The following is a 24536-nucleotide window of genomic DNA, read 5'->3' on the forward strand; positions in this document are numbered from 1 at the left end:
AGCTTGTGCAGCGTTAGACCCGGGGCACTGTTTCAAGCATTGATGGCCGCAAACTGACCTCGGCAAACCACGCCGCCAGTTGCGGATTGGCCTTACGCCATTCCAGGTCGGGATGGCGCAGGTCCAGGTAGCCCAAGGCACACGCCACGCTGATGGAGGCCACGTCGAAGTGGCAGGCCAGTTCGGCAATCGCCTCGGCTTCGAGCATGCCCAAGGCGCGGCGAATCTTGTCCCGCTGCGCCTCGAGCCATTCGTCCCAGTGCTTTTCCGCCGGGCGTAGCGCGGTTTCGTAACGGATCATCACCGCCGCATCCATGATCCCGTCGGCCAGGGAGGCCAGGGTCAGGCGCCGCCAGCGGGCCGCGCCATCGCGGGGGATCAGCGGGTTGCCGACGTGCTGGTGGTCGAGGTAATCGAGAATGACCCGGCTGTCGTGGATGACACTGCCGTTGGCCAGGCGCAGGGCCGGGATCTTGCTCAACGGGTTGTCATCGATGAGCGCCCGATCCGGCTTGACCGGCGTGAGCTGGCTGAGCTGCAATGCCACGCGATCCTGCTGACCGGTTTCGTGCAGCAGCACCAGGACCTTGCGAACGAAAGGCGAAGCGGGGTTGTGGAACAGCGTCATGCTGGGGGTGGACATGCAAAGTCTCCTCGATTGGCGGGCAGGACTTAGCCTAGACAGTTCCGGTGCGGCTGGCGAGTGGCCGCGTCCGGCTGAGCTTATCCGCGCTTGAGCAATCCCCAGGTCCCCAGCACCGTCGGAACCCCCAGGCCCACCCAGGCCACTGCATCCCACATCCCATCGCCCAGCAGCGCCGAAAACAACCCTGCTGCGCTCAGTACGCCAATCACCACGGGAATACCAAACACCTTCCAGAAACTCGACTGCCGAGGCCTCACGAGACGACCTCCGTGCCGACGGCTGCGCGCTTGGCCGCTTTACGCCGCACCAGCCACAGGTAGACGCCGCTGCCGAGGACGATGATGGTGAGCACGTCGAGGGTGGCCCAGAAGATCTGCATCGGCCGGCCACCGTAGTCGCCGAAGTGCAGTGGCAGGGACAGGCTCATGACATCCATGTACCACGGCCGCTCGGCCACGGCGGTGACTTCCAGGGTGCTGGCGTCGATCAATACCGGCGTCAGCAAATGCGAGGTCAGGTGGGTGCCGCCTTTCATGAACACGCCGTAGTGGTGTTGGCTGGAAAACAATGTGCCGGGGAAGGCAATGAAGCTCGGTTCCATGCCCGGCGCGACTTCCTTGGCGATGTCGAGCAAGCGGGTAGCCGGAGCCAATTGCGTCAGTGGCGGGGCGTTGCGATAGGGTTCGACCATGGCGCTGAGGCTGTCGTTGCGCCAGGCGGCGATGATCAGGTCGGCGCACGCGGCAATCACGCCGGTGACGCCCACGGTGAGCGCCCAGACCAGCGTGACCACGCCGATCAGGTTGTGCAGGTCGAGCCAGCGCAGGCGTGTGGATTTGTCCTGGCGCACCGTGGCGAACTTCAACCGGCGCATGAACGGCAGGTACAGGACTACCCCGGAAACGATGGCGATCACGAACAGCAACCCCATGAACGCCAGCAGCAATTTGCCCGGCAGGCCGGCGAACATGTCCACGTGCAGGCGCAACATGACCATCATGAAACCGCCGTTGGCCGAAGGCATTTCCAGGGCCTCGCCGGTGCGCGCATCGAGCATGAAGGTATGGGAGGAGTTGGGCTCGGTGTCCGGTGTCGGCGCCATGATGGTGAAGATGCCGTTGGGCTCGTCTTCGTCCCAGCCAAAATACTGGACCACTTCACCCGGACGATGGGCCTTGGCCTTTTCCACCAATTGCTGGAGGTCCAGGTGTGGCGTGTCGGCAGGCATCTCCCGGAACTCAGGCGCGTCGCCCAGCAGATGTTCGATTTCATGGTGGAAAATCAACGGCAGCCCGGTGATTGCCAGCATCAGCAGGAACACCGTACAGATCAGGCTGGTCCAGGTGTGGACAAAGGACCAGCGGCGGATGGTTTTGCTTTTCATGATGGTTCCAAATGCAAAAAGGCCGTTTGCGGCGAGCACACTATTGACTCAAGGCGCCAATCCATTGTGGCGAGGGAGCTTGCTCCCGCTGGGCTGCGCAGCAGCCCCTCTTGGATGAGCGCTGCGCACTCAAGCGGGAGCAAGCTCCCTCGCCACGGATTCATTCACTTCGACGAGCAACATTGCACTCAGCGGCGTGCCCTCAAAAGATTTTGCAAATGCTAACCGTTTACCATTTGTAATTCACGCTGGCGACGACGTTGCGTTGGTCGCCGTAGTAGCAGTAGGAACCGTCACAAGTGGACAGGTAGTCCTTGTTGAAGACGTTTTTTGCGTCCACCGCCACCGATACCCCTTTGAGCGAGTTGTTCAGGCGCCCCAGGTCGTAATGGGCCGACGCGTCATACACGGTATAGGAGCCGACGTGGCCCCAATCGGTGTTGGTGGTGTTGCCATAGGTGTCGCCGACATAACGCACACCCGCGCCGACACCGAAACCGTCCAGCGGGCCGTTGTGCCAGGTGTAATCGGCCCAGGCTGTGGCCTGGTGACGCGGCACCTGGGTCATGCGCTTGCCTTCTTCAGCCACGGTGCCTTTGGTGATTTCGCTGTCGTTGTAGGTGTATGAGCCGATCAGCTTGAGGCTGTCGGTCACGTCACCGGACGCCTCCAGTTCCAGGCCGCGTACTCGTACTTCACCCACTTGGCGGGTGATGTTGTTTTCAGTGACGGAGTTGTTCTGCTGGGTCAGGTCGAACACCGCCGCCGTCAGCAAGGTTTTGGTGCCGGGCGGCTGGTACTTGATGCCCACCTCGTACTGTTCGCCTTCGGTCGGCTTGAACGCGTCGGTGCTGTTGACGGTTGAACCCGCCGCCGCCTGGAACGACTGGGCAAAGGAAATGTACGGCGTCACCCCATTATCGAAGACGTAACTCAGCGCCGCGTTGCCGCTGAATTTCTTGTCGCGCTGGGTGTTGGTCGCACCGGCCTGGTTGTGGAACTCGGTGCCGGTGTGGATCCAGTCCTCACGACCACCGAGGGTCAGGCGCCAGTTGTCCAGGGCGATCTGGTCCTGGACGTAGAGACCGGTTTGCTGGGTCTTCTGGTTGTAGTCGTACATGGTGAAATACTGAACGTTGGAAAAGTCCTGTCCGTAGATCGGGTTATGGATATTGCTGTCGGGAACACCAGTGGAACCCCACAGCCAACGCGAATTGCTGTTGGAGCGCTGGTGATCCAGGCCTAGCAGCAAGGTGTGGCTCAGGCTTGCCGTTTGGAAGTCGGCCTGGAAGTTGTTGTCGACGGCGAACTGGCTGATGTCTTCGTCAACAATCCCGGCGCTGCGCTTGACTGTACCGTCGGGGCTTACTGCTTGATCAGGAGGAAATGTTCCCGCGGTGATGCCTTGGGACTCCAGATCACTCTTGGTATAACGCAAATTCTGGCGGAACTGCCAGGTGTCGTTCAGGCGATGTTCGAAGTTGTAGCCCAGCGCGTAGTAGGTACGGTCGTAGAATTCCCAATCCGGATCGCCGAGGTTCTTGTGGTGGGAAATCTTGCCCGCCGGCGAAGACAGCTTGGTGCCTTGCAGCGGCAAGAACTGCCCGGTGATGCCGGTGTCGTCGCGGGTGTACTGGGACAGGAAGGTCAGGCGGGTGTCGTCGTTGATGTTCCAGGTCAGGCTCGGCGCGAGGTTGTAGCGCTTGTCCGGGATGTGATCGACCTGGGAATTGCTGTCACGTACGGTGCCGCTGAGCCGGTAGAGGAACTGGCCTTCGTCATCGACCTTGCCGGTGCTGTCGAAATTGATCTGCTTGTGTTCGTAGCTGCCGGCCTGCAATTCGACTTCATGGCTGCTCTCGGCTTGCGGGCGACGGCTGACCATGTCCAGCATGCCGCCAGGTGGCGTCTGGCCGTAGACCGAAGACGCCGGGCCGCGCAGCACGGCGATGCGCTCCAGGTTCCAGGGCTCGATTTTCGGCGTGATGTAGTTGCCCTTGGGCAGCGGCAGGCCATCGAGGAATTGGGTCGGGATGAAGCCACGGACCAACAGCCAGTCGTTGCGCGAATCCGAGCCGTAGCCGCTGCTCTGCACACCGGCGGTGTAGCGCAGGGCGTCATTGAGGTTGAGGACCGAACGGTCTTCCATCTGCTGGCGCGTAACCACGGAGACTGAGCGCGGCAGTTCGACAATCGGCGTATCCGTCTTGGTGCCGGCGGCAGTGCGGGTGGCGACGTAGCCCTCGGTCGGGCCCCACGCGGTTTCGCTGAGACCGGCACCGATCACACTGGTTTCCGGCAGGGCCATGACACCTTCGGGCGCCGCCACCAGGCTGTAGGTGCCGGCGCTGCTTTGTTCCAGTTGCAGGCCGGTGCCGCGCAGGGCCTCACGCAAGGCATCCGTGGCGTCGAATTGGCCCTGGACCGGCGCCGAGGTTTTACCCGAGGCCAGGGACGGATTCAGGCTCAGGGCGAGACCGGCCTGGCTGGCGATCTGGTTCAAGGTGCTGGCCAGTGGCGCGGCAGGCAGGTTGTAGGTGCGCACGCTCGAGGCCTGTTCGGCGGCCAGTAGCGGGCCGCTGGCGAAGGGAGTGGCGAAGGCAATGGCGATTGCCAACAGGCTGGGGCGCAACAGGGTGTCTAGCGGGCGGGACATACGGCGGCTCCTGAATGGAAATATTTCTCAATTGCCTGGGTGCCGGATGAAAATTGAAAAGTGATAGGGCTGGATGAAAATAATTTAGATTCGTTTTGCGGGTAGTGGCTTTGTATCAGTGATGGCCTCATCGCGAGCTTGCTCGCGATGAGGCCATTCTCTTCACCACAAAGCCATTCAGGGCTTGGCTTTAGCCCGGGGGCCCACCACCACCCACCACCGCGTGTGATGCTCGACCTGCACCGGCAAGGTCGGCAGCAGGGCGGTCAAGGCCAGGTCGGTGTCGTGCAGCGGGAAACTGCCGGTGATGCGCAAATCCGCCACTTGCGGCTCCACACCCAGGTAGCCGCGACGATAGCGCCCCAGCTCATGGACCAAATCTTCAAGACGGGCGTTATCCACCACCAGCATGCCGCGGGTCCAGGCATCGGCGCCGGGGTTCAAGGCGAGGGTCGGCCCGAGGCCGTCGCGGCGCATCAGCACTTGTTGGCCTTCGCGCAGGATCTGTTCCTGGTCCGTGGCCTGGGGATGCGCCGCCACAGCGGATTTCAACACGCTCAGGCGCGTGCCTTCGTCTTCACGCTTGACCAGGAACCGTGTGCCCAAGGCGCGCAGGCGGCCTTCACGGGTCTCGACGATGAACGGGCGCGGGTCGTCGTGGCCGGTTTCCACCAGGATCTCGCCTTCCTGCAGAACGATACGGCGCTGCTTGTCATCGAAACGCACGTCCAGGGCACTGTGGGTGTTGAGGTTGATCAGCGTGCCGTCGTCCAGGCGCAGGGTGCGCTGTTCGCCTGTCGCGGTGCGCTGATCGGCCAGCCAGTAATCCAGCGGCAGGTAACGATCGCCGGCAAACAGCGCCAGGCCGATGGCCGCGATAACGCTGGCCAGGCCGCTGCCGACCTTGCGTATCCGGCGACGAATGCTCACCCGCGATTGCAGCAACGCGGCGCGCGCCGGCCCGTTGGCCACACTGAAGCGTTGGTCAAGCATGCCCAGCTGTCGCCAGGCCCGGGCGTGTTCTTCGTCGGCGGCATGCCATTGGGCGAAGGCTTCACGTTCCTGGGCGCTGCTCGAGTCCAGGGACAGCTGCCAGGCAATGGCGGCATCCAGCACGCTGGCCGAGACCGGTTTGGCATGGGCCTGACTCATGTCGGCTCACCATAAAGTGCGATGTAGCACTGGCGGATGCCTTGGGCGAGATACTGCCGTACGCGCGGCACCGAAACCCCCAGGCGCTCGGCGATTTCGGCGTGGCCGAGGCCGTCGAGGCGGTTATAGAGGAAGGCTGCGCGGGCCTTGCTCGACAGTTTGCCAAGCAGGCGATCGATGGCCTTGAGGTCTTCGAGGATGATTTGCTGTTCTTCCACCGAGGGCTGCTCGGCCTCGGGAATCAGCATCAGTTCGGTGAGGTAGGCCTGCTCCAATGCCGCTCGACGGAAATAATCGAACAACAGGCCCTTGGCGATGGCCACCAGAAACGCCCGCGGTTCGCGGGGCGCCTTCAGCTCTTCGCGACCCAGCAAGCGCACAAAGGTGTCCTGGCTCAGGTCCTCGGCCCGTTGCGAACACGCCACGTTGCGTCGCAGCCAGGCCAATAGCCAACCACGATGGTCACGGTATAACGCACCAACCAGATCACTGTGGGGGCTAGGGACTGACGACACGGAGCATCACCGATGTTTTAAGTAACGAGAATTGTTCGCGATTGTGTCAGAGGCGGGGGCGGGAAAGCAATTGGCGCTGGTCGGGCGGCGCGGGATAAGGAAATTGAGGCCGGGTTCTGCGTGGGAGCGAGCTTGCTCCCACAGGGTAGTGTGTTCATCTTCAAGGTGAGTCAAAGCGAAGGCGCTTGCTGCCGCCGTTTCCATTGGCCCAGGCGCTGTTGCAGGTCAAGCGGGCTCAGGATCTGTTGCTGGCGGGCGCGGCTGAACAGGATCAGCGCCAGTTCTGCCGTGGCCAGGGCGTCGGCACTGGCGTTATGGCGGTCGAAGACTTGCAGCTTGAACCAGTCGATCCACTCGTCCAGGCCCGACTTGCGCAGGTTGGCCTGGGGACAAAGCATCGGGGCCAGGTCCGCCACGTCGAGGAATGAATGCTGCAGGCGATAGCCCAAGTAGTCTTTCAAGGCGCGCCCGAGCATGTGGGAATCGAACGGCGCGTGAAAGGCCAGCAGCGGACTGTCGCCGACGAACTCCATGAACGCCAGCAGCGCCTCGGCCGGGTCGCTGCCGGCGGCAATGGCGCTGGGCGCCAGGCCATGGATCAGCACACTGGGTCCGAGTTTCTGCTTATCGCATTGCAAGGTGCGTTCGAACTGCTGGCTGAAGTCGATGGCGCCGTCTTCGATGACCACCGCGCCGATGGACAGCACCTGGTCCTTGTTCAGGTTCAATCCGGTGGTTTCCAGGTCCAGCACGACCCAGCGTTGTTCCCGCAGATCGCATTCACCCAAGGCTGAAGCCGTCGGCAGGCGTTCCAGGCGCCTCTGCATTTCTTCGGACAACATTGGTTGGGCTGGGCGCAACCAGGAAAAAATGCTCACAACTGATACCTCAGCGTCAGGCTGCTTTGCAGGCGTTGGGCCTGGCGCAGGGATTCGCGCAGGATGCGTCGGTCCAGATGGTTGAGGCTGTCGGGGTCGACGCGGTTGGAGTAGGGCAGGTTCTCGCGGGTTTGCAATTGATGTTGCTGCATGCGGGTCTGTTGAATGAAGTGATAGGCCTCTTCGTAGGCTGCGCCATCGAGCGGTTCGATCACTTGCTTGTCGACCAATTGCCGCAAGCGCTCCAGGGTATTGTTGGCTTCGATGCCGTTGGCCAGCGCCAGCAGACGGGCGCCGTCGACGAAGGGCGTCAGGCCTTGCACTTTCAAATCGAGGGTGGCTTTTTCGCCGTTCTTGCGACTCAGCACGAAATCCCTGAAGCGGCCCACGGGCGGGCGGTGGCGCAGGGCGTTTTCGGCCATCATGCGTTGGAACAAACGGTTATCGGCCACTTGATCGAGGATCTGCCGGCGCAACTGCTCGCAGCCTTGCTCATCGCCCCAGACCACCCGCAGGTCGAAATAGATGCTCGAGCCCAGCAGGTTTTCCGGGGTTGCTTCGCGAATGAATGCCGAAAAACGCCGGGCCCATTCAGCTCGGGACAGACACAGCTCGGGGTTGCCGGCCATGATGTTGCCCTTGCACAAGGTGAAGCCGCACAAGGCCAGGCTCTGGTTGATCTGCTGGGCGATGGGCAGTAGCAGGCCGCGAATCTGCGCGGCATGGGCGGCGTCCCGGGCCTCGAACAAAATGCCGTTGTCCTGGTCGGTGTGCAGGGTTTGTTCGCGCCGGCCTTCACTGCCGAAGCACAGCCAACTGAACGGCACGCCTGGGTCACCTTTGTCGAGCAGGGTCAGCTCTATGACCCGGCATACGGTGTGATCGTTGAGCAGGGTGATGATGTGGGTGATCTGGGTCGATGACGCGCCGTGGGCCAGCATGCGTTCCACCAGTTGGCCGATCTCGCCGCGCAGGGCTACGAGGTTTTCCACCTTGGGCGCGTTGCGAATGGTCCGGGCCAGGTGCACCAGGTCGACACGCTGCAAGGAAAACAGATCGCGCTCCGACACCACGCCACACAGGCGTTGGTCCTTGACCAGGCAGACGTGGGCGATGTGCCGTTCGGTCATGGCGATGGCCGCGTCGAAGGCGCTGTGGTCCGGCGAGAGGAAAAACGGTGCCTGAGTCATGTGTCCTACGATGGCTTGGGAAAAATCCCCGGCCCCATCGGCCACCACCTGCCGCAGGTCGCGCAAGGTGAAGATTCCCACCGGAGCTTTCTGTTCATTAACCACCACGATGCTGCCGACCTGCTGGTCGTGCATCAGCTTCACGGCTTCGCGCAGCGGCGTGTCCGGGCTGCAACTGACTGGATGGCGCATCGCCAGTTCGCCCAGCCGCGTGTTGAGGGAGTACTGGGTGCCCAGGGTTTGCGCAGACTTTTGCTGGACCTGTTGATTGACCTGGTCGAGCAGGCTGCTGACCCCGCGCAGGGCGAAGTCGCGAAACGGGCCGGACAGGGCGAACAGCTTGATGAAGGCCAGTTTGTTCAACTGCAGGCAGAACGTGTCTTCGCCGGCCCGGTGTTCGGTGCGCGTGGCCCGTTCGCCCAGCAGCGCGGCGAGGGGGAAACATTCGCCGGTGGTGATTTCGAAGGTCGTCTCGGTTCCACCCTTGGCCGTATGCGGACGTTCACCTACCACCCGGCCTTGCTTGACGATGTAAAAGTGCTCCACCGGGCCGTCGGCTGGTTTGATGATGGTTTCGCCCGGGGCATAAAAACGCAGCAGGCATTGCTCCACCAGATAGGCCAGGTGAGCGTTTTCCATCTGGTTGAACGGTGGGAAACGCTGGAGAAACTGCAGTGTCCCCTGGATGTTTTGCAACACCGCGGTTTTCCCTGCCTGGGTGAAGGCGTCCGCTTTTTTCATAACCATTACGCAGTCTTTTTTGAATTGTTGTGGTCGATCTGTTCTCCCATGGTCGGCCCCTCAGAGCGGGGTGCCCATTGGACGTAAGTCTAGGTCGCGGCCTAGGGGTGAACTTACGGAAAAAACCTACGCCAGGCGTCAGAAAAATCTTCATTAAATGTTCTTGGAAAAAAATCCGACGAAGTGCACATTGAAGCGCCGCAGAACGATGTCTGACCACTGTGCCAGGGGATCGATTTAAAGAACGTAGAGAGCACCATGTCCGACCACGATATTTTGAGTGACGCCGAGCGCGAGGCGCTGAGTGCCGTCATGCTGGAACCCGACCTGCCGCCGCAGCGCGTCTTGATCGTCGATGACGACAAGGACGCTCGTGAGCTGCTGTCGGAGATCCTGGCGTTGGACGGGATTCACTGCATGACCGCCGCCAGTGGTGAAACGGCACTCAAGATGCTGGAAACCAAGCCATCGATCGGCCTGTTGATCACCGACCTGCGGATGGGCAATGTTGATGGGCTGGAACTTATTCGCCTGGTGCGCGAGTCTCCGCGGGCGGCGCTGCCGATCATCATCGTATCGGGCGATGCCGACGTGAAGGACGCCATCGAAGCCATGCACCTGAGCGTGGTGGACTTTCTGCTCAAGCCGATCGATACCGACAAGTTGCTGGGGTTGGTCAAGCATGAGTTGGGGATGGATCTCTAGCCTGTCGTGAGAATGGCGCTATCGGGTGCTTTTGTGGCGAGGGAGCTTGCTCCCGCTCGGTTGCTCAGCGACCGCAGTGCAGGTCAATAAGATTCCGAACGCTGGAAAAGGGTCTGCTTCGCAGCCCAGCGGGAGCAAGCTCCCTCGCCACAAAAGCGCTCATGTATTTGCAAATGAAAAAGCCCTGATCTTTCGATCAGGGCTTTTTTCGTTGTCACGGCTGCTCAATCACAACCCATTGGCTGCCTTGAACTCACGACGACGACGGTGCAACACCGGCTCGGTGTAGCCGTTAGGCTGCTTCGTGCCTTCGATCACCAGCTCGACCGCCGCCTGGAAGGCGATGTTGCGGTCGAAGTCTGGTGCCAGCGGACGGTACAGCGGGTCGCTGGCGTTCTGGCGGTCGACCACCGGCGCCATGCGCTTGAGGCTTTCCATCACCTGGTCTTGGGTAACGATGCCATGGCGCAGCCAGTTGGCGATGTGCTGGCTGGAGATACGCAGCGTCGCACGGTCTTCCATCAGGCCGATGTCGTTGATGTCCGGCACCTTGGAGCAGCCCACGCCCTGGTCGATCCAGCGCACCACGTAGCCAAGGATGCCCTGGGCATTGTTGTCCAGTTCGTTCTTGATCTGCTCCGGCGTCCAGTTCGGGTTGACGGCCAGCGGGATGGTCAGGATGTCGTCCACCGATGCTCGCGCGCGCTTGGCCAGCTCGGCCTGGCGGGCGAACACGTCGACCTTGTGATAATGCAGCGCGTGCAGGGCCGCGGCGGTCGGCGAGGGAACCCATGCGGTGTTGGCGCCGGCCAGCGGATGAGCGATTTTCTGTTCGAGCATCGCCGCCATCAGGTCCGGCATCGCCCACATGCCCTTGCCGATTTGCGCACGGCCTTGCAGGCCGGTGCTCAAGCCGATGTCGACGTTCCAGTTCTCATACGCGCCGATCCACTTCTCGGCTTTCATGTCGGCCTTGCGCACCATCGGGCCGGCTTCCATGGAGGTGTGGATTTCGTCGCCGGTACGGTCGAGGAAGCCGGTGTTGATGAACACCACGCGCTCGCTGGCGGCCTTGATGCAGGCCTTGAGGTTGACCGTGGTACGGCGTTCCTCGTCCATGATCCCGACCTTGAGGGTATTGCGCGGCAGGTTCAGTACGTCTTCGACACGGCCGAACAGCTCGTTGGTGAACGCAGCTTCTTCCGGACCGTGCATCTTCGGCTTGACGATGTACACCGAACCGGTGCGGCTGTTGCGACGGCTGGTGTTGCCGTTGAGGCTGTGGATCGCTGCCAGGCTGGTGATCAGGCCGTCGAGAATACCTTCCGGCACTTCGTTGCCGTGCTGGTCCAGGATCGCGTCGATGGTCATCAGGTGGCCGACGTTACGCACGAACAACAGCGAGCGGCCGTGCAGGGTCACGCTCGAACCGTCGACGGCGGTGTAGACACGGTCGGGGTTCATGGTGCGGGTGAACGTCTGGCCGCCTTTGGCGACTTCTTCAGCCAGATCGCCTTTCATCAGGCCGAGCCAGTTGCGGTAGATCACCACTTTGTCATCGGCATCGACGGCGGCGACCGAGTCTTCGCAGTCCATGATGGTGGTCAGCGCGGCTTCCATCAGGATGTCTTTGACGCCAGCGGCGTCAGTCTGGCCGACCGGGGTGCTGGCATCGATCTGGATTTCGAAGTGCAGGCCGTTGTGTTTCAACAGCACGGTGGTCGGTGCCGAGGCATCGCCCTGGAAGCCGATCAACTGGGCATCGTCACGCAGGCCGCTGTTGCTGCCGCCCTTGAGGGTGACCACCAGTTTGCCGTCGACGATTTTGTAAGCAATGGAGTCGACATGGGAGCCGGCCGCCAGGGGCGCGGCTTCGTCGAGGAAGGCACGGGCGAAGGCGATGACCTTGTCGCCGCGGACCTTGTTGTAGCCTTTGCCTTTTTCCGCGCCATCGGCTTCGCTGATGGCATCGGTGCCGTACAGCGCGTCATACAGCGAACCCCAGCGGGCGTTCGATGCGTTGAGGGCGAAGCGGGCGTTCATCACCGGCACCACCAGCTGCGGGCCGGCCATGCGGGCGATTTCGTCATCGACGTTTTGGGTCGTAGCCTGGAAATCCGCCGCTTCTGGCAGCAGGTATCCAATGTCTTGCAGGAAGGCTTTGTAAGCCACGGCGTCGTGGGCCTGGCCAGTACGGGCCTGGTGCCAGGCATCGATCCGCGCCTGGAAATCATCGCGTTTGGCGAGTAGGGCTTTGTTCTTCGGCGCCAGGTCGTGGATGACCTTGTCGGCACCGGCCCAGAACGCGTCGGCGGTGAGGCCGGTTCCGGGAATGGCTTCGTTATTCACGAAGTCGAACAGGACTTTGGCGACCTGCAGGCCACCGACTTGAACGTGTTCAGTCATTGCTTGCCTCACTCTGCTCAGCTATTTCGCTTTTCAGCTCTTCGATTTTGACAATGAAGCCTCGGGACATTTAAAGCACAAACCCCGGAACCAGTACATGCCATCGCTGGCGGCTGGGTGGTAAGCCTTGCTGACGGGGCTTTTCAGGGATGCGACTGCGCCTTAAGCAGACATCGGTACAACGTTATGTAGTGCTCGCTGCGGCATACTACATGATCAATTGCGGTTGTGAAAATTAGACTAATTGCGTCGTTCCGCGACCGACTAAAGCAGTACAGTCACGACGCGGTAGCGGATGTTCTCAAAAAAACGGATCATTGTTCCAGATAAATCTAATTAATGTACACATTTACCGTGGCGAGGGAGCTTGCTCCCGCTGGAGTGCGAAGCGCTCCCCTGTTTAGGGGGCTACTGCGTAGTCCAGCGGGAGCAAGCTCCCTCGCCACGAAAGCAGGGCGGTGCCGATTCATGGCTTGCCTATACTGTCCCTTCCCCAACAAGAGGACTGCGCCATGGACCACCTCGTCATCACTGTTTTCGCCCCGGACAAGCCCGGGCAGGTCGAGCGCATTGCCGATTGCATCGCCGACCACGGCGGTAACTGGCTGGAAAGCCGCATGTCGCGCCTGGCTGGGCAGTTTGCCGGGATCTTGCGAATCGGCGCTCCCGCCGAGGCCCATGAGGAACTGATCGAAGCCTTGCAGGGGCTATCGACTTACGACATCCGCGTGTTGATCGCTGAAAGCGCCCTCGAGGAGTCCTGCACCTGGAAACCCATCACCATGGAGCTGGTGGGCAACGACCGTCCCGGCATAGTGAGGGACATCACCCGGCTGTTGAGCGAGCGGGGCGTCAATGTCGAGCGTCTGGTGACTTACGTCCGGCCGGCGCCGATGAGCAGCGAGCTGCTGTTCCACGCCGAAGCGATCCTGGGGGTGCCCTTGACCCTGTCGCTGGAGACGTTGCAGGAACGCCTGGAGACCCTGGCCGATGAGTTGATGGTGGAGCTCAAGCTCAGCGACGAAGCGTGACGAAGGTTATCCAAGGAAAAACTGCGCCTGCCTGTGGATAACCTGTAGAGACCCGGCTCCAGCCCAAGCCCGCCGGGCCTCGGCGAGGAATGCTCAAAAAATCATCAGTTTTCAAGGGCTTGTGCACAAACGGCGGGGATCACGCTGTGGATAACCTTGGGAAGGATGAGCGCAGGCCACGCCAGACGTGGCCTGTAGAAGGTTGTGCGTTTTTTGATCAGCTGCGCCGACGCATGCTGATCACCGCATCGACGCTGTACACCGCCAGCCCGGCCCAGATAAACAGGAACGCCACCAGTGTGCTGGACGACAGGTGCTCACCAAACAGCATCACGGCGAGCAGCAGCACCAGCGTCGGCGCGATGTACTGGAGAAAACCGATGGTAGTGTAGGGCAAATGCCGTGTTGCGGCGTTGAAGCACACCAACGGCACCAGCGTCACGGGGCCTGCCGCCACCAGCCACCAGGCTTCGGAGGTGGTCCAGAATGCCGCCTGGGCACTGGTGGCCGTGGGATTGAACAGTAACCAGGCGATGGCGATCGGCACCAGCATCCAGGTTTCTACCACCAGCCCCGGCAATGCCTTGACCGGTGCCTGCTTGCGGATCAACCCGTAGAAGCCGAAGGTCAGCGCCAGCACCAGTGACACCCAGGGCAGGCTGCCCACTTGCCAGACCTGCTGCGCCACGCCGACCGCCGCCAAACCCACCGCCAACCATTGCATGCGGCGCAGGCGCTCGCCGAGGATCAACATGCCCAGCAATACGTTCACCAGCGGGTTGATGTAGTAACCCAGGCTGGCTTCGAGCATGCGCTCGTTGTTCACCGCCCAGACGTAGGTCAGCCAGTTGGCTGCGATCAGCGTCCCGCTCAGGGCGAGGATAGCCAGGCGCTGTGGGTTGTCCCGCAGTTCGCGCCACCAGCCCGGGTGTTTCCAGACCAGCAGCAACGCCGCGCCGAACAGGGCCGACCACAGCACCCGATGGATGATGATCTCCACCGACGGCACGCTGGCGATGGCCTTGAAGTAGATCGGGAACAGACCCCAGATGATGTAGGCACTCAGGCCCAGGATATACCCGCGACGCGGGTTGGCGGCTTGCATGCAGAATCCTTGCTTAGGCAGCTAACAAAGGCGTGATTGTAAGGAGATTTGTCGGGTCGTGCTGTGAACCTTTGTGAGCGTTTCACTGCAATTCCTTGCGGGAGCGAGCTTGCTCGCGATAGCGGTGGATCAGTCGACAAGGGCGTCGAATGTTCGATCGCAATCGCGAGCAAGCTCGCTCCCACAGGGGATCCGCGGTGGTCGTCAGAACAGCTTCAACGGCTCTTCATTGAGCGCCGCCAGTTGCTCGCGCAACGCCAATACCTGGTCGCCCCAGTAACGTTCGCTGCCGAACCACGGGAAGCTGCGGGGGAAGGCCGGGTCGTCCCAGCGCCGCGCCAGCCAGGCGCTGTAGTGCATCAGGCGCAGGGCCCGCAGTGGCTCGATCAGTGCCAGTTCTCGCGGGTCGAAGTCGTGGAACTCTCGGTAGCCGTCCATCAGTTCCGACAGTTGGCCCAGGCATTCCTGGCGATCGCCGGCGAGCATCATCCACAAATCCTGCACCGCCGGGCCCATGCGGCAGTCGTCCAAGTCGACGATGTGGAACACCTCGTCGCGGCACATCATGTTGCCGGGGTGGCAATCGCCGTGCATGCGGATGTTCTTGTGGGGCGTGGCGGCGTAGACCTCTTCGACACGCTTGAGCAGATCCCTGGCCACCGACTCGTAGGCCGGCAGCAGGCTACGAGGGACGAAGCCGCTTGCCAGCACAGTGGCCAGTGAATCGTGGCCGAAGTTCTTCACGGCCAAGGCTTCACGATGCTCGAACGGACGGGTCGCCCCGACCGCGTGCAGGCGCCCGAGCAATTGTCCCAGGCGATAGAGCTGATCGAGGTTGCCCGGCTCCGGTGCACGGCCGCCGCGACGAGGAAACAGGGTGAAACGAAACCCGGCGTGTTCGTGCAGGCTGGTGCCGTTGTGGATCAGCGGCGCCACCACCGGCACTTCGTATTCGGCCAGCTCGAAGGTGAAGCTGTGCTCTTCCAGGATCGCTTCGTTGGTCCAGCGCTGAGGGCGATAGAACTTGGCGATCAGCGGCTCGGAATCCTCGATGCCGACCTGATAGACGCGGTTCTCGTAGCTGTTGAGGGCCAACACGCGGGCGTCGCTGAGGAAACCGATGCTTTCAACGGCATCGAGTACCAGGTCGGGCGTGAGGGTTTCAAACGGATGGGACATGCTGACTCCTGCGCAGCGGCAGGGCTGCCGCGTCCGGCCCAGCATGGTAGCGCAAAGCAGCCTGGATTGATCGGTGAGACTTGCATCGTTGTGGCGAGGGAGCTTGCGCCCGAGTGGGTGCGAAGCGCCCATAGAAGAAGGGGGCGCTGCGCAACCCAGCGGGAGCAAGCTCCCTCGCCACGAAGTGTTATGTCCCCGGTCCAGACAAGGGTCAGGCGCCGATGACCCCGCCGTCTTCGCGGGTAATCACCATCACCGATGATCGCGGCTTACCGTTGGGCAGGTGCTCGGGGAAGGTTGAGCCGCCGCTGGGATGCTGGATACCGACAAACATAGCCTTGTAGTCCGGCGAGAAGCTGATCCCGGTCACTTCGCAGCCCACTGGCCCGACCATGAAACGGCGGATTTCACCGCTGTTGGGATCGGCACAGAGCATCTGGTTATTGCCCATGCCGGCGAAGTCCCCGGCGTTGCTCGAGTCGCCGTCGGTCTGGATCCACAGGCGTCCGCCTTTGTCGAACCCCAGGCCATCGGGGCTGTTGAACATGTTCTGGGGGGTGATGTTGGAGGAACCGCCCTTTGGCGTGCCGGCATGTACCGCCGGGTTGCCGGCGACCACGAACAGGTCCCAGGCGAAGGTCTTGGCGGCGTGATCGTCGCGGTCGGTGCGCCAGCGCAGGATCTGCCCGTAGACGTTCTTGGCTCGAGGGTTAGGCCCGTCCACCGGTTGGCCGGCGTCGCCGCGTTTGGAGTTGTTGGTCAGGGTGCAATAGACCTGGCCGTCTTTCGGGCTGACCACGATCCACTCCGGGCGGTCCATGCGGGTGGCGCCAACGGCGCTGGCGGCCAGGCGTGCATGGATGAGAACTTCGGCCTGGTCGGCGAAACCGCTGCTGGCGTCGAGGCCGTTCTTGCCATGGGTCAGCTCGATCCACTGGCCTTGGCCTTTGGGATGGTCCGGGTTGCCGTCGCCGGCATCGAAGCGCGCGACATACAAGGTGCCATGGTCCAGCAGGTTGCGATTGGCCTTGGCGTTCTTGTGATTGATGCGCTCGCGGCTGACGAACTTGTAGATGAATTCGCCACGCTCATCATCGCCCATGTACACCACGGCGCGACCGTCATTGGTTTGCGCCAGGGCGGCGTTTTCGTGTTTGAAGCGGCCCAGGGCGGTGCGTTTTACCGGGGTGGATTGCGGATCGAACGGGTCGATTTCCACTACCCAGCCGTGGCGATTGAGTTCGTTGGGGTTCTTCGCCAGGTCAAAGCGCGGGTCGTGCAAGTGCCAGTTGATTTCACTGCTGGTGACTGTGGCGCCATAGCGTTTCTGGGCCGCGTCGAACTGCAGGTCCGACTTGCTGCTGCCGAAGCAGTCAGTGAAGTTCTCTTCACAGGTCAGGTAGGTGCCCCAAGGCGTCATGCCGTTGGCGCAGTTCTGGAAGGTGCCCAGCACTTTCTTGCCGCTCTTGTCTGCGCTGGTTTTCAGCAGGTCGTGCCCGGCAGCTGGGCCACGCAGGCGAATCGGTGTGTTGCCGTGGATCCTGCGGTTGTAGCGCGATTCCTGGACGAATTGCCATTGGCCGCGCCGACGCTGGATTTCGATCACCGAGACGCCTTCGCTGGCCTGGGCCTTGCGCACGTCTTCGGCCGACTGTGGCTGGCCGCCGTGAGGGAACAGGTATTGGTAGTTGGTGTATTCGTTGTTGATCGCCATCAGCGCCCGGTTGTTGTCGCCGGGGAACGGGAACAGGCTCATGCCGTCGTTGTTATCGCCGAACTGCACTTCCTGTGCGCGGGCGGTGCCGTTGCCACTGGGGTCGAAGGCCGGTGCATTTTTCTGCAGGGGCTGGCCCCAACTGATCAGCACCGAGGCTTTGTAGCCCGGCGGCAAGGTGATGGTGTCAGTCGTGGCGGCGGCGATGCTGTTGAAGCCCAGCAGCCGGCTGTTGCCTTCGCTCACGGCGGCGGCCAGCACGCTGCGGCTCAGCAGGTTGCCGCCCAGGAACATCGCCGCGCCGCACAGGGCGCCGGCGCTGATGAAACTGCGCCGGCTCAGGCCGACGATCTTTTCCAGGTCGGTGGATTGGTTTTCTTCTAATAGGCTCATCTCAGGCTCCCTGCTGGTTTTGGCAGTCACCTTAAAGCGGGTCGATGAAACTATTGTTGCAACACGCTACAGCGGTGTGCCGAGCAGCACATTTGTCGCTGAAAACGTCACTTGCACCGGTGAGCCGCCTTCCAAATGCTGCTTTTGTAGCTCAAGCGGGTCGGCCAGGGCGCACAGCGTCTGGCCGTTGGGCAGGCTGATGCGCACTTCGCTGGGGCCGTCTTCGGCGGTGTCGACCTGTTCGATCATGCCGCGCAGCGTATTGATCCGCGGTTTTTCCACTTGCTCGACAGGGTGTAATTCCAGCCAGCCGGCCTTGATCAGCGCCACCACGTTGGTGCCGACATCCAGCTCCAGGCGCAGCGTGCTGTCGTGGGTAATCTGGGCTTCGATGACCAGGCCCCGGGCCAGCTCCAGGCGTACCCGGTCGTTGTGCCCCTGGGCCTCGATGCCCAGGACCTTGCCATACAATTGATTACGGGCGCTGGTGCGCAGCATCAGGCGACTGAGCAGGCCCAGGTCGTCGGCATCCTCGCTCGCTTCCAATAGTTGTGTCTGCAGCGCTTGCAGGCGCAGATACAGGCGCAGCACGCGTTGGCCTTCCTCCGACAGCCTGGCGCCGCCACCGCCCTTGCCGCCAACACTGCGCTCCACCAACGGTTGGTCGGCGAGGTTGTTCAACTCATCGATGGCATCCCACGCCGCCTTGTAGCTCAGGCCCGCGCTCTTGGCGGCGCGGGTGATCGAACCTTGTTCGGCGATGTGCTGCAACAGGGCGATGCGTTGTGGTCGCCGAGCGATGTGCTGGGCCAGAAGCGTGGGCAAGGACATGACGGAAAACTGCGTGCAAAGGTCGATGAGTGGACGTTGGCGCCTTGGGCGTGGCGCGTCAAGCCGACTCTCCGGGTTTCGGCGTGCGAGCCAGGCAGTACACATCGACCCGCGCAGCGCCGGCATCGAGCAGCAGGGCGGCCAGCGCCTGGGCGGTGGCGCCCGTGGTGAGCACGTCGTCGACCAACGCCAAGTGACGGTTGTGCAACACAGCTTGGGGTGCCAGGGCAAAGGCCTGACGCAGGTTTCGCCGCCGAGCCCTGGCATCGAGTGCCTGTTGGGCGGGCGTGTCCTGGGTGCGTCGCAGCAGGTGTTCTTCGCAAGGGATCGCCAACGGCCCACTGAGCCAGCGGGCCAGCAGCGCTGCCTGGTTGAAACCGCGCTGGCGCAAACGCCGGGTCGCCAGTGGCACCGGGACCAGTGCGTCGGGTCGTTCCAGCCCTTCGTCGAAATGATGTTGCAACGACTGCGCGAGCAGTTCGCCCAGCAGTCGGCCCAGGGGCCATTTCGCCTGATGCTTGAAACGGGTGATCAGGCTGTCCACCGGGAAGTCGTAGGCCCAGGGCGCCAGGACCCGTTCGAAGGCTGGCGGCTGCGTGGCGCATTGTCCGCAACGCAGCCCGGCCATGGGCAGCGGCAAGGCACAGACGCTGCATTGATCGCCGAGCCAGGGCAGCTCGCTTTCACAAGGGGTGCAGATAGGCTGCGGCGTATCGGTGCTTTCGCCGCACAGCAGGCAGGATTGTTTGTTTTTTAACCAGATGTAAACCTGCCCTTTGTATCGTGGTTGACAGCGCATGACTCTTCCTTAAATATGCCGAACATCCGTGTCGCGCCTGTGGGTATTCCATGTCCCCAGGCGCCAGCCAAGCATAATCAAGGAAATGCCCATGAGCGCCAGCACCACTGCCAACCTGCGTCATGACTGGTCTTTGGCCGAAGTCAAAGCACTCTTCGTCCAGCCATTCAATGACCTGCTGTTCCAGGCGCAGACCGTGCACCGCGCGCACTTCGACGCCAATCGCGTCCAGGTTTCCACGCTGCTGTCGATCAAGACCGGCGCGTGCCCGGAAGATTGCAAATATTGTCCGCAGTCCGGTCACTACAACACCGGCCTGGATAAAGAGAAATTGCTCGAAGTGCAGAAGGTCCTCGAAGAGGCTGCACGGGCCAAGGCCATCGGTTCGACCCGTTTCTGCATGGGCGCGGCCTGGAAACATCCGTCGGCCAAGGACATGCCGTATGTGCTGGAAATGGTCAAAGGCGTGAAGGCCATGGGCCTGGAAACCTGCATGACCCTGGGCCGTCTCGACCAGGAACAGACCGAAGCGCTGGCCCAGGCCGGCCTGGACTATTACAACCATAACCTCGACACCTCGCCGGAGTTCTACGGCAGCATCATCACCACCCGCACCTACAGCGAGCGCCTGCAAACCCTGGCCTATGTGCGTGATTCGGGGATGAAGATCTGCTCGGGCGGCATCCTCGGCATGGGCGAGTCCCTGGACGACCGCGCCAACCTGCTGATCCAACTGGCGAACCTGCCGGAGCACCCGGAATCGGTGCCGATCAACATGTTGGTCAAAGTCGCCGGCACGCCGCTGGAGAATGCCGAGGACGTGGATCCGTTCGATTTCATCCGCATGCTCGCCGTGGCGCGGATCATGATGCCCCAGTCCCATGTGCGGCTGTCCGCCGGCCGTGAAGCGATGAACGAGCAGATGCAGTCCCTGGCGTTCCTGGCCGGTGCCAACTCGATTTTTTACGGCGACAAGCTGTTGACCACCGCCAACCCACAAGCCGACAAGGACATGCAGTTGTTCGCACGCCTGGGCATCCAGCCCGAAGCCCGCGAAGAACATGCCGACGAAGTGCACCAGGCAGCGATTGAACAGGCGCTGGTGGAGCAGAAGAGCAGCGAGCAGTTTTATAACGCCGCTGTCTGACCACTCACCGATACCCGGATTGGAATGCAAGACCCTGTGGGGGCGAGCTTGCTCGCGATGGCGATGGAACATTCGCATTGATGTCGACTGACACACCGCAATCGCGAGCAAGCTCGCTCCCACAAGGGGCTTTGGCCAGTCTTTAAACAGTTGAGGCCTGCATGCCCTTCGATCTCGCCGCACGCCTGGCTGCCCGTCGTGCCGACAACCTCTATCGCCAGCGCCCGCTGCTCGAAAGCCCGCAGGGCCCGGAAGTGGTGGTGGACGGCCAGCCGTTGCTGGCGTTCTGCAACAACGATTACCTGGGCCTGGCCAATCACCCGCAAGTGATCGAAGCCTGGCGCGCCGGGGCGCTCCGTTGGGGTGTCGGGGGGGGCGCCTCCCATTTGGTGATCGGCCACAGCGGCCCTCACCATGCTTTGGAAGAAGCCTTGGCCGACCTGACCGGCCGCCCGCGGGCGTTGCTGTTCACCACCGGTTACATGGCCAACCTCGGTGCGGTCACCGCGCTGGTGGGGCAGGGCGACACGGTACTGGAAGACCGCCTCAATCATGCCTCGCTGCTCGACGCCGGCCTGTTGTCCGGTGCGCGTTTCAACCGTTACCTGCACAACGATGCCCAGAGTTTGGCCAGCCGCCTGGAAAAAGCCACTGGCAATACCCTGGTGGTTACCGATGGCGTGTTCAGCATGGACGGCGACATCGCCGACCTGCCGGCCCTGGCCCGTGAAGCCAAGGCCAAGGGCGCCTGGCTGATGGTCGACGATGCACACGGTTTCGGCCCGTTGGGAGCCAATGGCGGCGGTATCGTCGAGCATTTTGGCTTGAGCCAGGATGACGTGCCGGTGTTGGTGGGCACCCTGGGCAAGGCCTTCGGCACCGCCGGGGCTTTTGTCGCCGGCAGTGAAGAACTGATCGAAAGCCTGATCCAGTTCGCTCGCCCCTACATCTACACCACCAGCCAACCGCCGGCCCTGGCCTGCGCCACGCTCAAGAGCCTTGAGCTGCTGCGCAGCGAGCATTGGCGGCGCGAGCACTTGCAGGTGCTGATTCGTCAGTTCCGCCAGGGCGCCGAGCAGATCGGCCTGCAATTGATGGACAGCTTTACGCCGATCCAGCCGATCCTGATTGGCGATGCGGGACGGGCCATGCGTTTGTCGCAAATGCTGCGTGAGCGCGGGCTGATGGTCACGGCGATCCGCCCACCCACCGTAGCGGCTGGCAGCGCCCGTTTGCGCGTGACCCTGACCGCCGCTCACAGCGAGGCCCAGGTGCAGCTATTGTTGAATGCACTGGCCGAGTGTTTTGCCCTGTTGGGACCGGAGCCAAGCGATGCGTGACCGACTGATATTGTTGCCGGGCTGGGGCTTGGGCGTTTCACCGCTGGAGCCGCTGGCGGCAGCGTTGCACGGGCTCGACGAACACTTGCGAGTGGAAATCGAACCGTTGCCGGCGTTGCTATCGAACGACCCGGATGAATGGCTCGAAGAATTGGACGCCATCGTGCCCCAGGATGCCTGGCTGGGCGGTTGGTCCCTGGGCGGTATGCTGGCCTCGGCGCTGGCGGCGCGTCGGGGTGAGCGCTGCTGCGGCCTGCTGACCCTGGCGAGCAATCCGTCCTTTGTTGCCCATGAGCAATGGCCGAGTGCGATGGATGGAGCAACCTTCGATGGTTTTCTCGCCGGCTGTGCGGCCGATCCACGCCAGACCCTCAAGCGCTTCAGTTTGCTGTGCGCCCAGGGCAGCAGCGACCCACGCGGGTTGTCGCGGTTGTTATTGGCCGGGGCGCCGGGCACATCGCCCGAGGTCTTGATGGCCGGGCTCGAACTGTTGGCGCAATTGGATACTCGCGCCGCATTGCAGCGCTTTCGTGGCCCGCAATTGCATCTGTTTGCCGGGCTCGATGCCCTGGTGCCGGCCGAAGCCGCGGGCGAGTTGCTGGTGTTGCTGCCGGATGTCGAAATCGGCCTGATCGAACAGGCCGGCCACGGATTCCTTCTGGAGGACCCGCACGGTGTCGCGGGGGCGATCCAGGCTTTTTTGCATGAGTCCGGCGATGACTGATCTGTCTCTTCCCAAATTGCCCGGTGCCTTGCCCGACAAGCGCCAGGTGGCGGCTTCGTTTTCCCGGGCGGCAACCAGCTATGACAGCGTGGCCGAACTGCAGCGCGACGTGGGCCAACAGTTGCTCGGGCGCTTGCCGTCTTCGTTTATCCCACAACGTTGGCTGGACCTGGGCTGCGGCACTGGCTATTTCACCCGGGCCCTGGGCGCGCGTTATGGCGTGGATTCCGGCCTGGCGTTGGACATCGCCGAAGGCATGCTCAACCATGCTCGTCCCCAAGGTGGCGCTGCGCATTTTGTCGCCGGTGATGCTGAGCGGTTGCCTTTGCAAGCGGCGAGCTGTGACCTGGTGTTCTCCAGCCTGGCGGTGCAATGGTGTGCGGATTTTGCCGCGGTGCTGAGCGAGGCCCATCGTGTGTTGAAACCGGGTGGGGTGTTTGCCTTCACCAGCCTTTGTGTAGGCACTTTGTACGAATTGCGCGACAGTTGGCGTCAGGTGGATGGGTTGGTGCACGTCAATCGTTTCCGTGGGTTCGAGACGTATCAACACCTTTGCGCGGACAGCGGGCTGAATGTCGTCAGTCTGGAAAACCGTCCCCATGTGCTGCATTACCCCGACGTGCGCAGCCTGACGCATGAATTGAAAGCCTTGGGCGCCCACAATCTGAACCCCGGCCGCCCCGGCGGCTTGACCGGCAGGGCGCGGATCCTGGCGCTGGTTGAAGCCTATGAGCAGTTTCGTCAGGCGCTGGGACTGCCGGCGACGTACCAGGTGGTCTACGCCGTTTTGGAGAAACCGCTATGAGCCAGGCCTATTTCATTACCGGCACTGACACCGACGTGGGCAAGACCACCGTCGCGGCAGGCCTGCTGCATGCTGCGCGACAGGCTGGCATGAGCACGGCTGCCGGAAAACCCGTGGCCTCTGGCTGCGACGTGACGCCCAAGGGCCTGCGTAACGCCGACGCCTTGGCCTTGCTGGCCGAATGCTCGATACCGTTGACGTATGCACAGGTCAATCCGGTGGCGTTCGAACCGGCAATAGCGCCGCACTTGGCCGCTCGGGAAGCGGGCGTTGCGTTGACGGTGCAGTCGCTACTCGGCCCGATGCGCGAAGTGCTGGCGCTGGGCGCCGACTTCACCTTGATCGAAGGCGCGGGTGGTTGGCGTGTGCCGCTGGCCGGCCAGGACAATCTTTCCGATCTGGCGATCGCGCTGGGCTTGCCGGTGATTCTGGTGGTGGGCGTACGCCTGGGTTGCATCAGCCACGCGTTGTTGACCGCCGAGGCTATCGCCCGTGATGGCTTGCAGCTTGCCGGTTGGGTCGCGAACATCGTCGACCCGGCCACCTCGCGCCTGGAAGAAAACCTGGCAACCTTGGCCGAGCGACTTCCGGCGCCGTGCCTGGGCAGGGTGGCGCGGATTCAGAGCGTGACGGCCGAAGCCGTGGCCGGGCACCTGCAACTGGACCTGCTGGACTGAGTCCCGCCAAGGTTTTGCCTATGACGCGGCACTGTGCCATTAGTGTTTTTGTCGGGCCTTTTCCTTGGGGTTCTGCTTCAATGGCCACTGTCGACCCTTCAAGAAGACGAGCTCTGCCATGGAAATCTCAGGAAGTACCGCGTTCTATGCCGGTCTGAGCACGATTCAGACAGGGCAGAACCGCGTCGATCAGGCCTCCAGCCAGATCGCCAACAATACGATCGAGCGTTCGGTCACCAGCCAGTCGTCCGAAGTCCAGGTCGATCGCCTGCGTTCGGTGGACCGTAGCCAGCAATCGGACGTGGCCAGCAACATGGTCGATATGGCCCAAGGCAAGTTCCAGGTGCAACTGGGTGTTAATGTCGCCAAGGCATCCGACGAAATGCTCGGTACGTTAATCGATACCTTCGCCTGATCCTGCCCTTCAGATTTACGAAAACGCCGCGATTATTCGCGGCGTTCTTGTCTCTAACGTCTTATTGCTCAACTAATCTTTTCCTACGCGCATCGCGGAATCT

General features: G+C 62.2%; 22 protein-coding genes. 8 read left to right on the forward strand and 14 right to left on the reverse strand.

The window, feature by feature from the left end; all coding sequences use genetic code 11:
- Positions 1-13: 13 nt before the first annotated feature.
- From TK06_RS23665 to TK06_RS23700, 8 genes are all read right to left on the reverse strand, one after another.
- Positions 14-643 carry a glutathione S-transferase gene (locus tag TK06_RS23665; RefSeq protein WP_063324063.1) on the reverse strand — a complete coding sequence of 210 codons (630 nt, stop codon included), beginning with the start codon at positions 641-643 and terminating at the stop codon, positions 14-16.
- Between the two features lie 80 nt (positions 644-723).
- On the reverse strand, positions 724-903 hold the full coding sequence (locus TK06_RS23670; RefSeq protein ID WP_063324064.1) for a hypothetical protein: 180 nt from the start codon (positions 901-903) through the stop codon (positions 724-726).
- Complete coding sequence (locus TK06_RS23675; protein ID WP_063324065.1) at positions 900-2030, reverse strand: PepSY-associated TM helix domain-containing protein; 1131 nt, start codon at positions 2028-2030, stop codon at positions 900-902. The genes TK06_RS23670 and TK06_RS23675 overlap by 4 nt, the downstream gene beginning before the upstream one ends.
- Positions 2031-2259: 229 nt before the next feature.
- On the reverse strand, positions 2260-4686 hold the full coding sequence (locus tag TK06_RS23680) for a TonB-dependent siderophore receptor (RefSeq protein ID WP_063324066.1): 2427 nt from the start codon (positions 4684-4686) through the stop codon (positions 2260-2262).
- 177 nt (positions 4687-4863) lie between these two features.
- Positions 4864-5838, reverse strand: coding sequence for a FecR domain-containing protein (locus TK06_RS23685; protein WP_063324067.1), 975 nt, complete (start codon positions 5836-5838; stop codon positions 4864-4866).
- Positions 5835-6353: an RNA polymerase sigma factor gene (locus tag TK06_RS23690; protein WP_046064522.1), complete on the reverse strand. Its 519-nt coding sequence runs from the start codon at positions 6351-6353 to the stop codon at positions 5835-5837. Before TK06_RS23690 ends, TK06_RS23685 begins: the two co-directional genes overlap by 4 nt.
- A gap of 170 nt (positions 6354-6523) precedes the next feature.
- A complete protein-coding gene (locus TK06_RS23695; protein ID WP_063324068.1) occupies positions 6524-7231 on the reverse strand; it encodes a 3'-5' exonuclease in 708 nt (235 codons plus the stop codon).
- Positions 7228-9162 (reverse strand): putative nucleotidyltransferase substrate binding domain-containing protein, encoded by a 1935-nt coding sequence (locus TK06_RS23700; RefSeq protein ID WP_310650560.1) that lies wholly within the window; start codon positions 9160-9162, stop codon positions 7228-7230. The genes TK06_RS23695 and TK06_RS23700 overlap by 4 nt, the downstream gene beginning before the upstream one ends.
- Before the next feature lie 258 nt (positions 9163-9420).
- Here TK06_RS23700 and TK06_RS23705 point away from each other — a divergent pair, with 258 nt between their 5' ends.
- Positions 9421-9867, forward strand: a complete 447-nt coding sequence (locus TK06_RS23705; RefSeq protein ID WP_003206256.1) for a response regulator — start codon at positions 9421-9423, stop codon at positions 9865-9867.
- Between the two features lie 228 nt (positions 9868-10095).
- On the opposite strand, the gene TK06_RS23710 is transcribed toward TK06_RS23705, so the two are convergent.
- Complete coding sequence (locus TK06_RS23710) at positions 10096-12273, reverse strand: malate synthase G (protein WP_063324070.1); 2178 nt, start codon at positions 12271-12273, stop codon at positions 10096-10098.
- Positions 12274-12785: 512 nt separating this feature from the next.
- Between TK06_RS23710 and TK06_RS23715 the strand changes: the two genes are divergently transcribed.
- Positions 12786-13304: a glycine cleavage system protein R gene (locus TK06_RS23715; RefSeq protein WP_063324071.1), complete on the forward strand. Its 519-nt coding sequence runs from the start codon at positions 12786-12788 to the stop codon at positions 13302-13304.
- 217 nt (positions 13305-13521) lie between these two features.
- Here the strand turns inward: TK06_RS23715 and rarD are convergent, their stop codons facing one another.
- The 5 genes from rarD to TK06_RS23740 all read right to left on the reverse strand — a co-directional run bounded on the left by rarD (position 13522) and on the right by TK06_RS23740 (position 19325).
- Positions 13522-14409, reverse strand: coding sequence for an EamA family transporter RarD (gene rarD / locus TK06_RS23720; protein WP_063324072.1), 888 nt, complete (start codon positions 14407-14409; stop codon positions 13522-13524).
- Between the two features lie 204 nt (positions 14410-14613).
- A complete protein-coding gene (locus TK06_RS23725; protein WP_063324073.1) occupies positions 14614-15588 on the reverse strand; it encodes a serine/threonine protein kinase in 975 nt (324 codons plus the stop codon).
- A gap of 211 nt (positions 15589-15799) precedes the next feature.
- On the reverse strand, positions 15800-17695 hold the full coding sequence (locus TK06_RS23730) for a PhoX family protein (protein WP_063324074.1): 1896 nt from the start codon (positions 17693-17695) through the stop codon (positions 15800-15802).
- Positions 17696-17761: 66 nt separating this feature from the next.
- Positions 17762-18526 carry a TOBE domain-containing protein gene (locus tag TK06_RS23735; RefSeq protein WP_063324075.1) on the reverse strand — a complete coding sequence of 255 codons (765 nt, stop codon included), beginning with the start codon at positions 18524-18526 and terminating at the stop codon, positions 17762-17764.
- A gap of 58 nt (positions 18527-18584) precedes the next feature.
- Positions 18585-19325, reverse strand: coding sequence for a ComF family protein (locus TK06_RS23740; protein WP_063324076.1), 741 nt, complete (start codon positions 19323-19325; stop codon positions 18585-18587).
- 91 nt (positions 19326-19416) lie between these two features.
- Here TK06_RS23740 and bioB point away from each other — a divergent pair, with 91 nt between their 5' ends.
- The 6 genes from bioB to TK06_RS23770 all read left to right on the forward strand — a co-directional run bounded on the left by bioB (position 19417) and on the right by TK06_RS23770 (position 24433).
- Entirely contained in the window at positions 19417-20472 is a 1056-nt protein-coding gene (bioB, locus tag TK06_RS23745) for a biotin synthase BioB (protein WP_063324077.1), read from the forward strand.
- A gap of 161 nt (positions 20473-20633) precedes the next feature.
- The gene (bioF, locus tag TK06_RS23750) at positions 20634-21812 is read left to right on the forward strand and encodes an 8-amino-7-oxononanoate synthase (protein ID WP_063324078.1); all 1179 of its coding nucleotides are present in this window, start codon (positions 20634-20636) and stop codon (positions 21810-21812) included.
- On the forward strand, positions 21805-22536 hold the full coding sequence (locus TK06_RS23755) for an alpha/beta fold hydrolase (RefSeq protein ID WP_063324079.1): 732 nt from the start codon (positions 21805-21807) through the stop codon (positions 22534-22536). Before bioF ends, TK06_RS23755 begins: the two co-directional genes overlap by 8 nt.
- Positions 22529-23341: a malonyl-ACP O-methyltransferase BioC gene (gene bioC, locus TK06_RS23760; RefSeq protein WP_063324080.1), complete on the forward strand. Its 813-nt coding sequence runs from the start codon at positions 22529-22531 to the stop codon at positions 23339-23341. The genes TK06_RS23755 and bioC overlap by 8 nt, the downstream gene beginning before the upstream one ends.
- Entirely contained in the window at positions 23338-24018 is a 681-nt protein-coding gene (bioD, locus tag TK06_RS23765; protein ID WP_063324081.1) for a dethiobiotin synthase, read from the forward strand. The genes bioC and bioD overlap by 4 nt, the downstream gene beginning before the upstream one ends.
- Positions 24019-24136: 118 nt before the next feature.
- On the forward strand, positions 24137-24433 hold the full coding sequence (locus tag TK06_RS23770) for a hypothetical protein (protein WP_063324082.1): 297 nt from the start codon (positions 24137-24139) through the stop codon (positions 24431-24433).
- Positions 24434-24536: the final 103 nt, after the last annotated feature.

The organism is Pseudomonas fluorescens (assembly GCF_001623525.1).
Classification (GTDB): Bacteria; Pseudomonadota; Gammaproteobacteria; order Pseudomonadales; family Pseudomonadaceae; genus Aquipseudomonas; species Aquipseudomonas fluorescens_Q.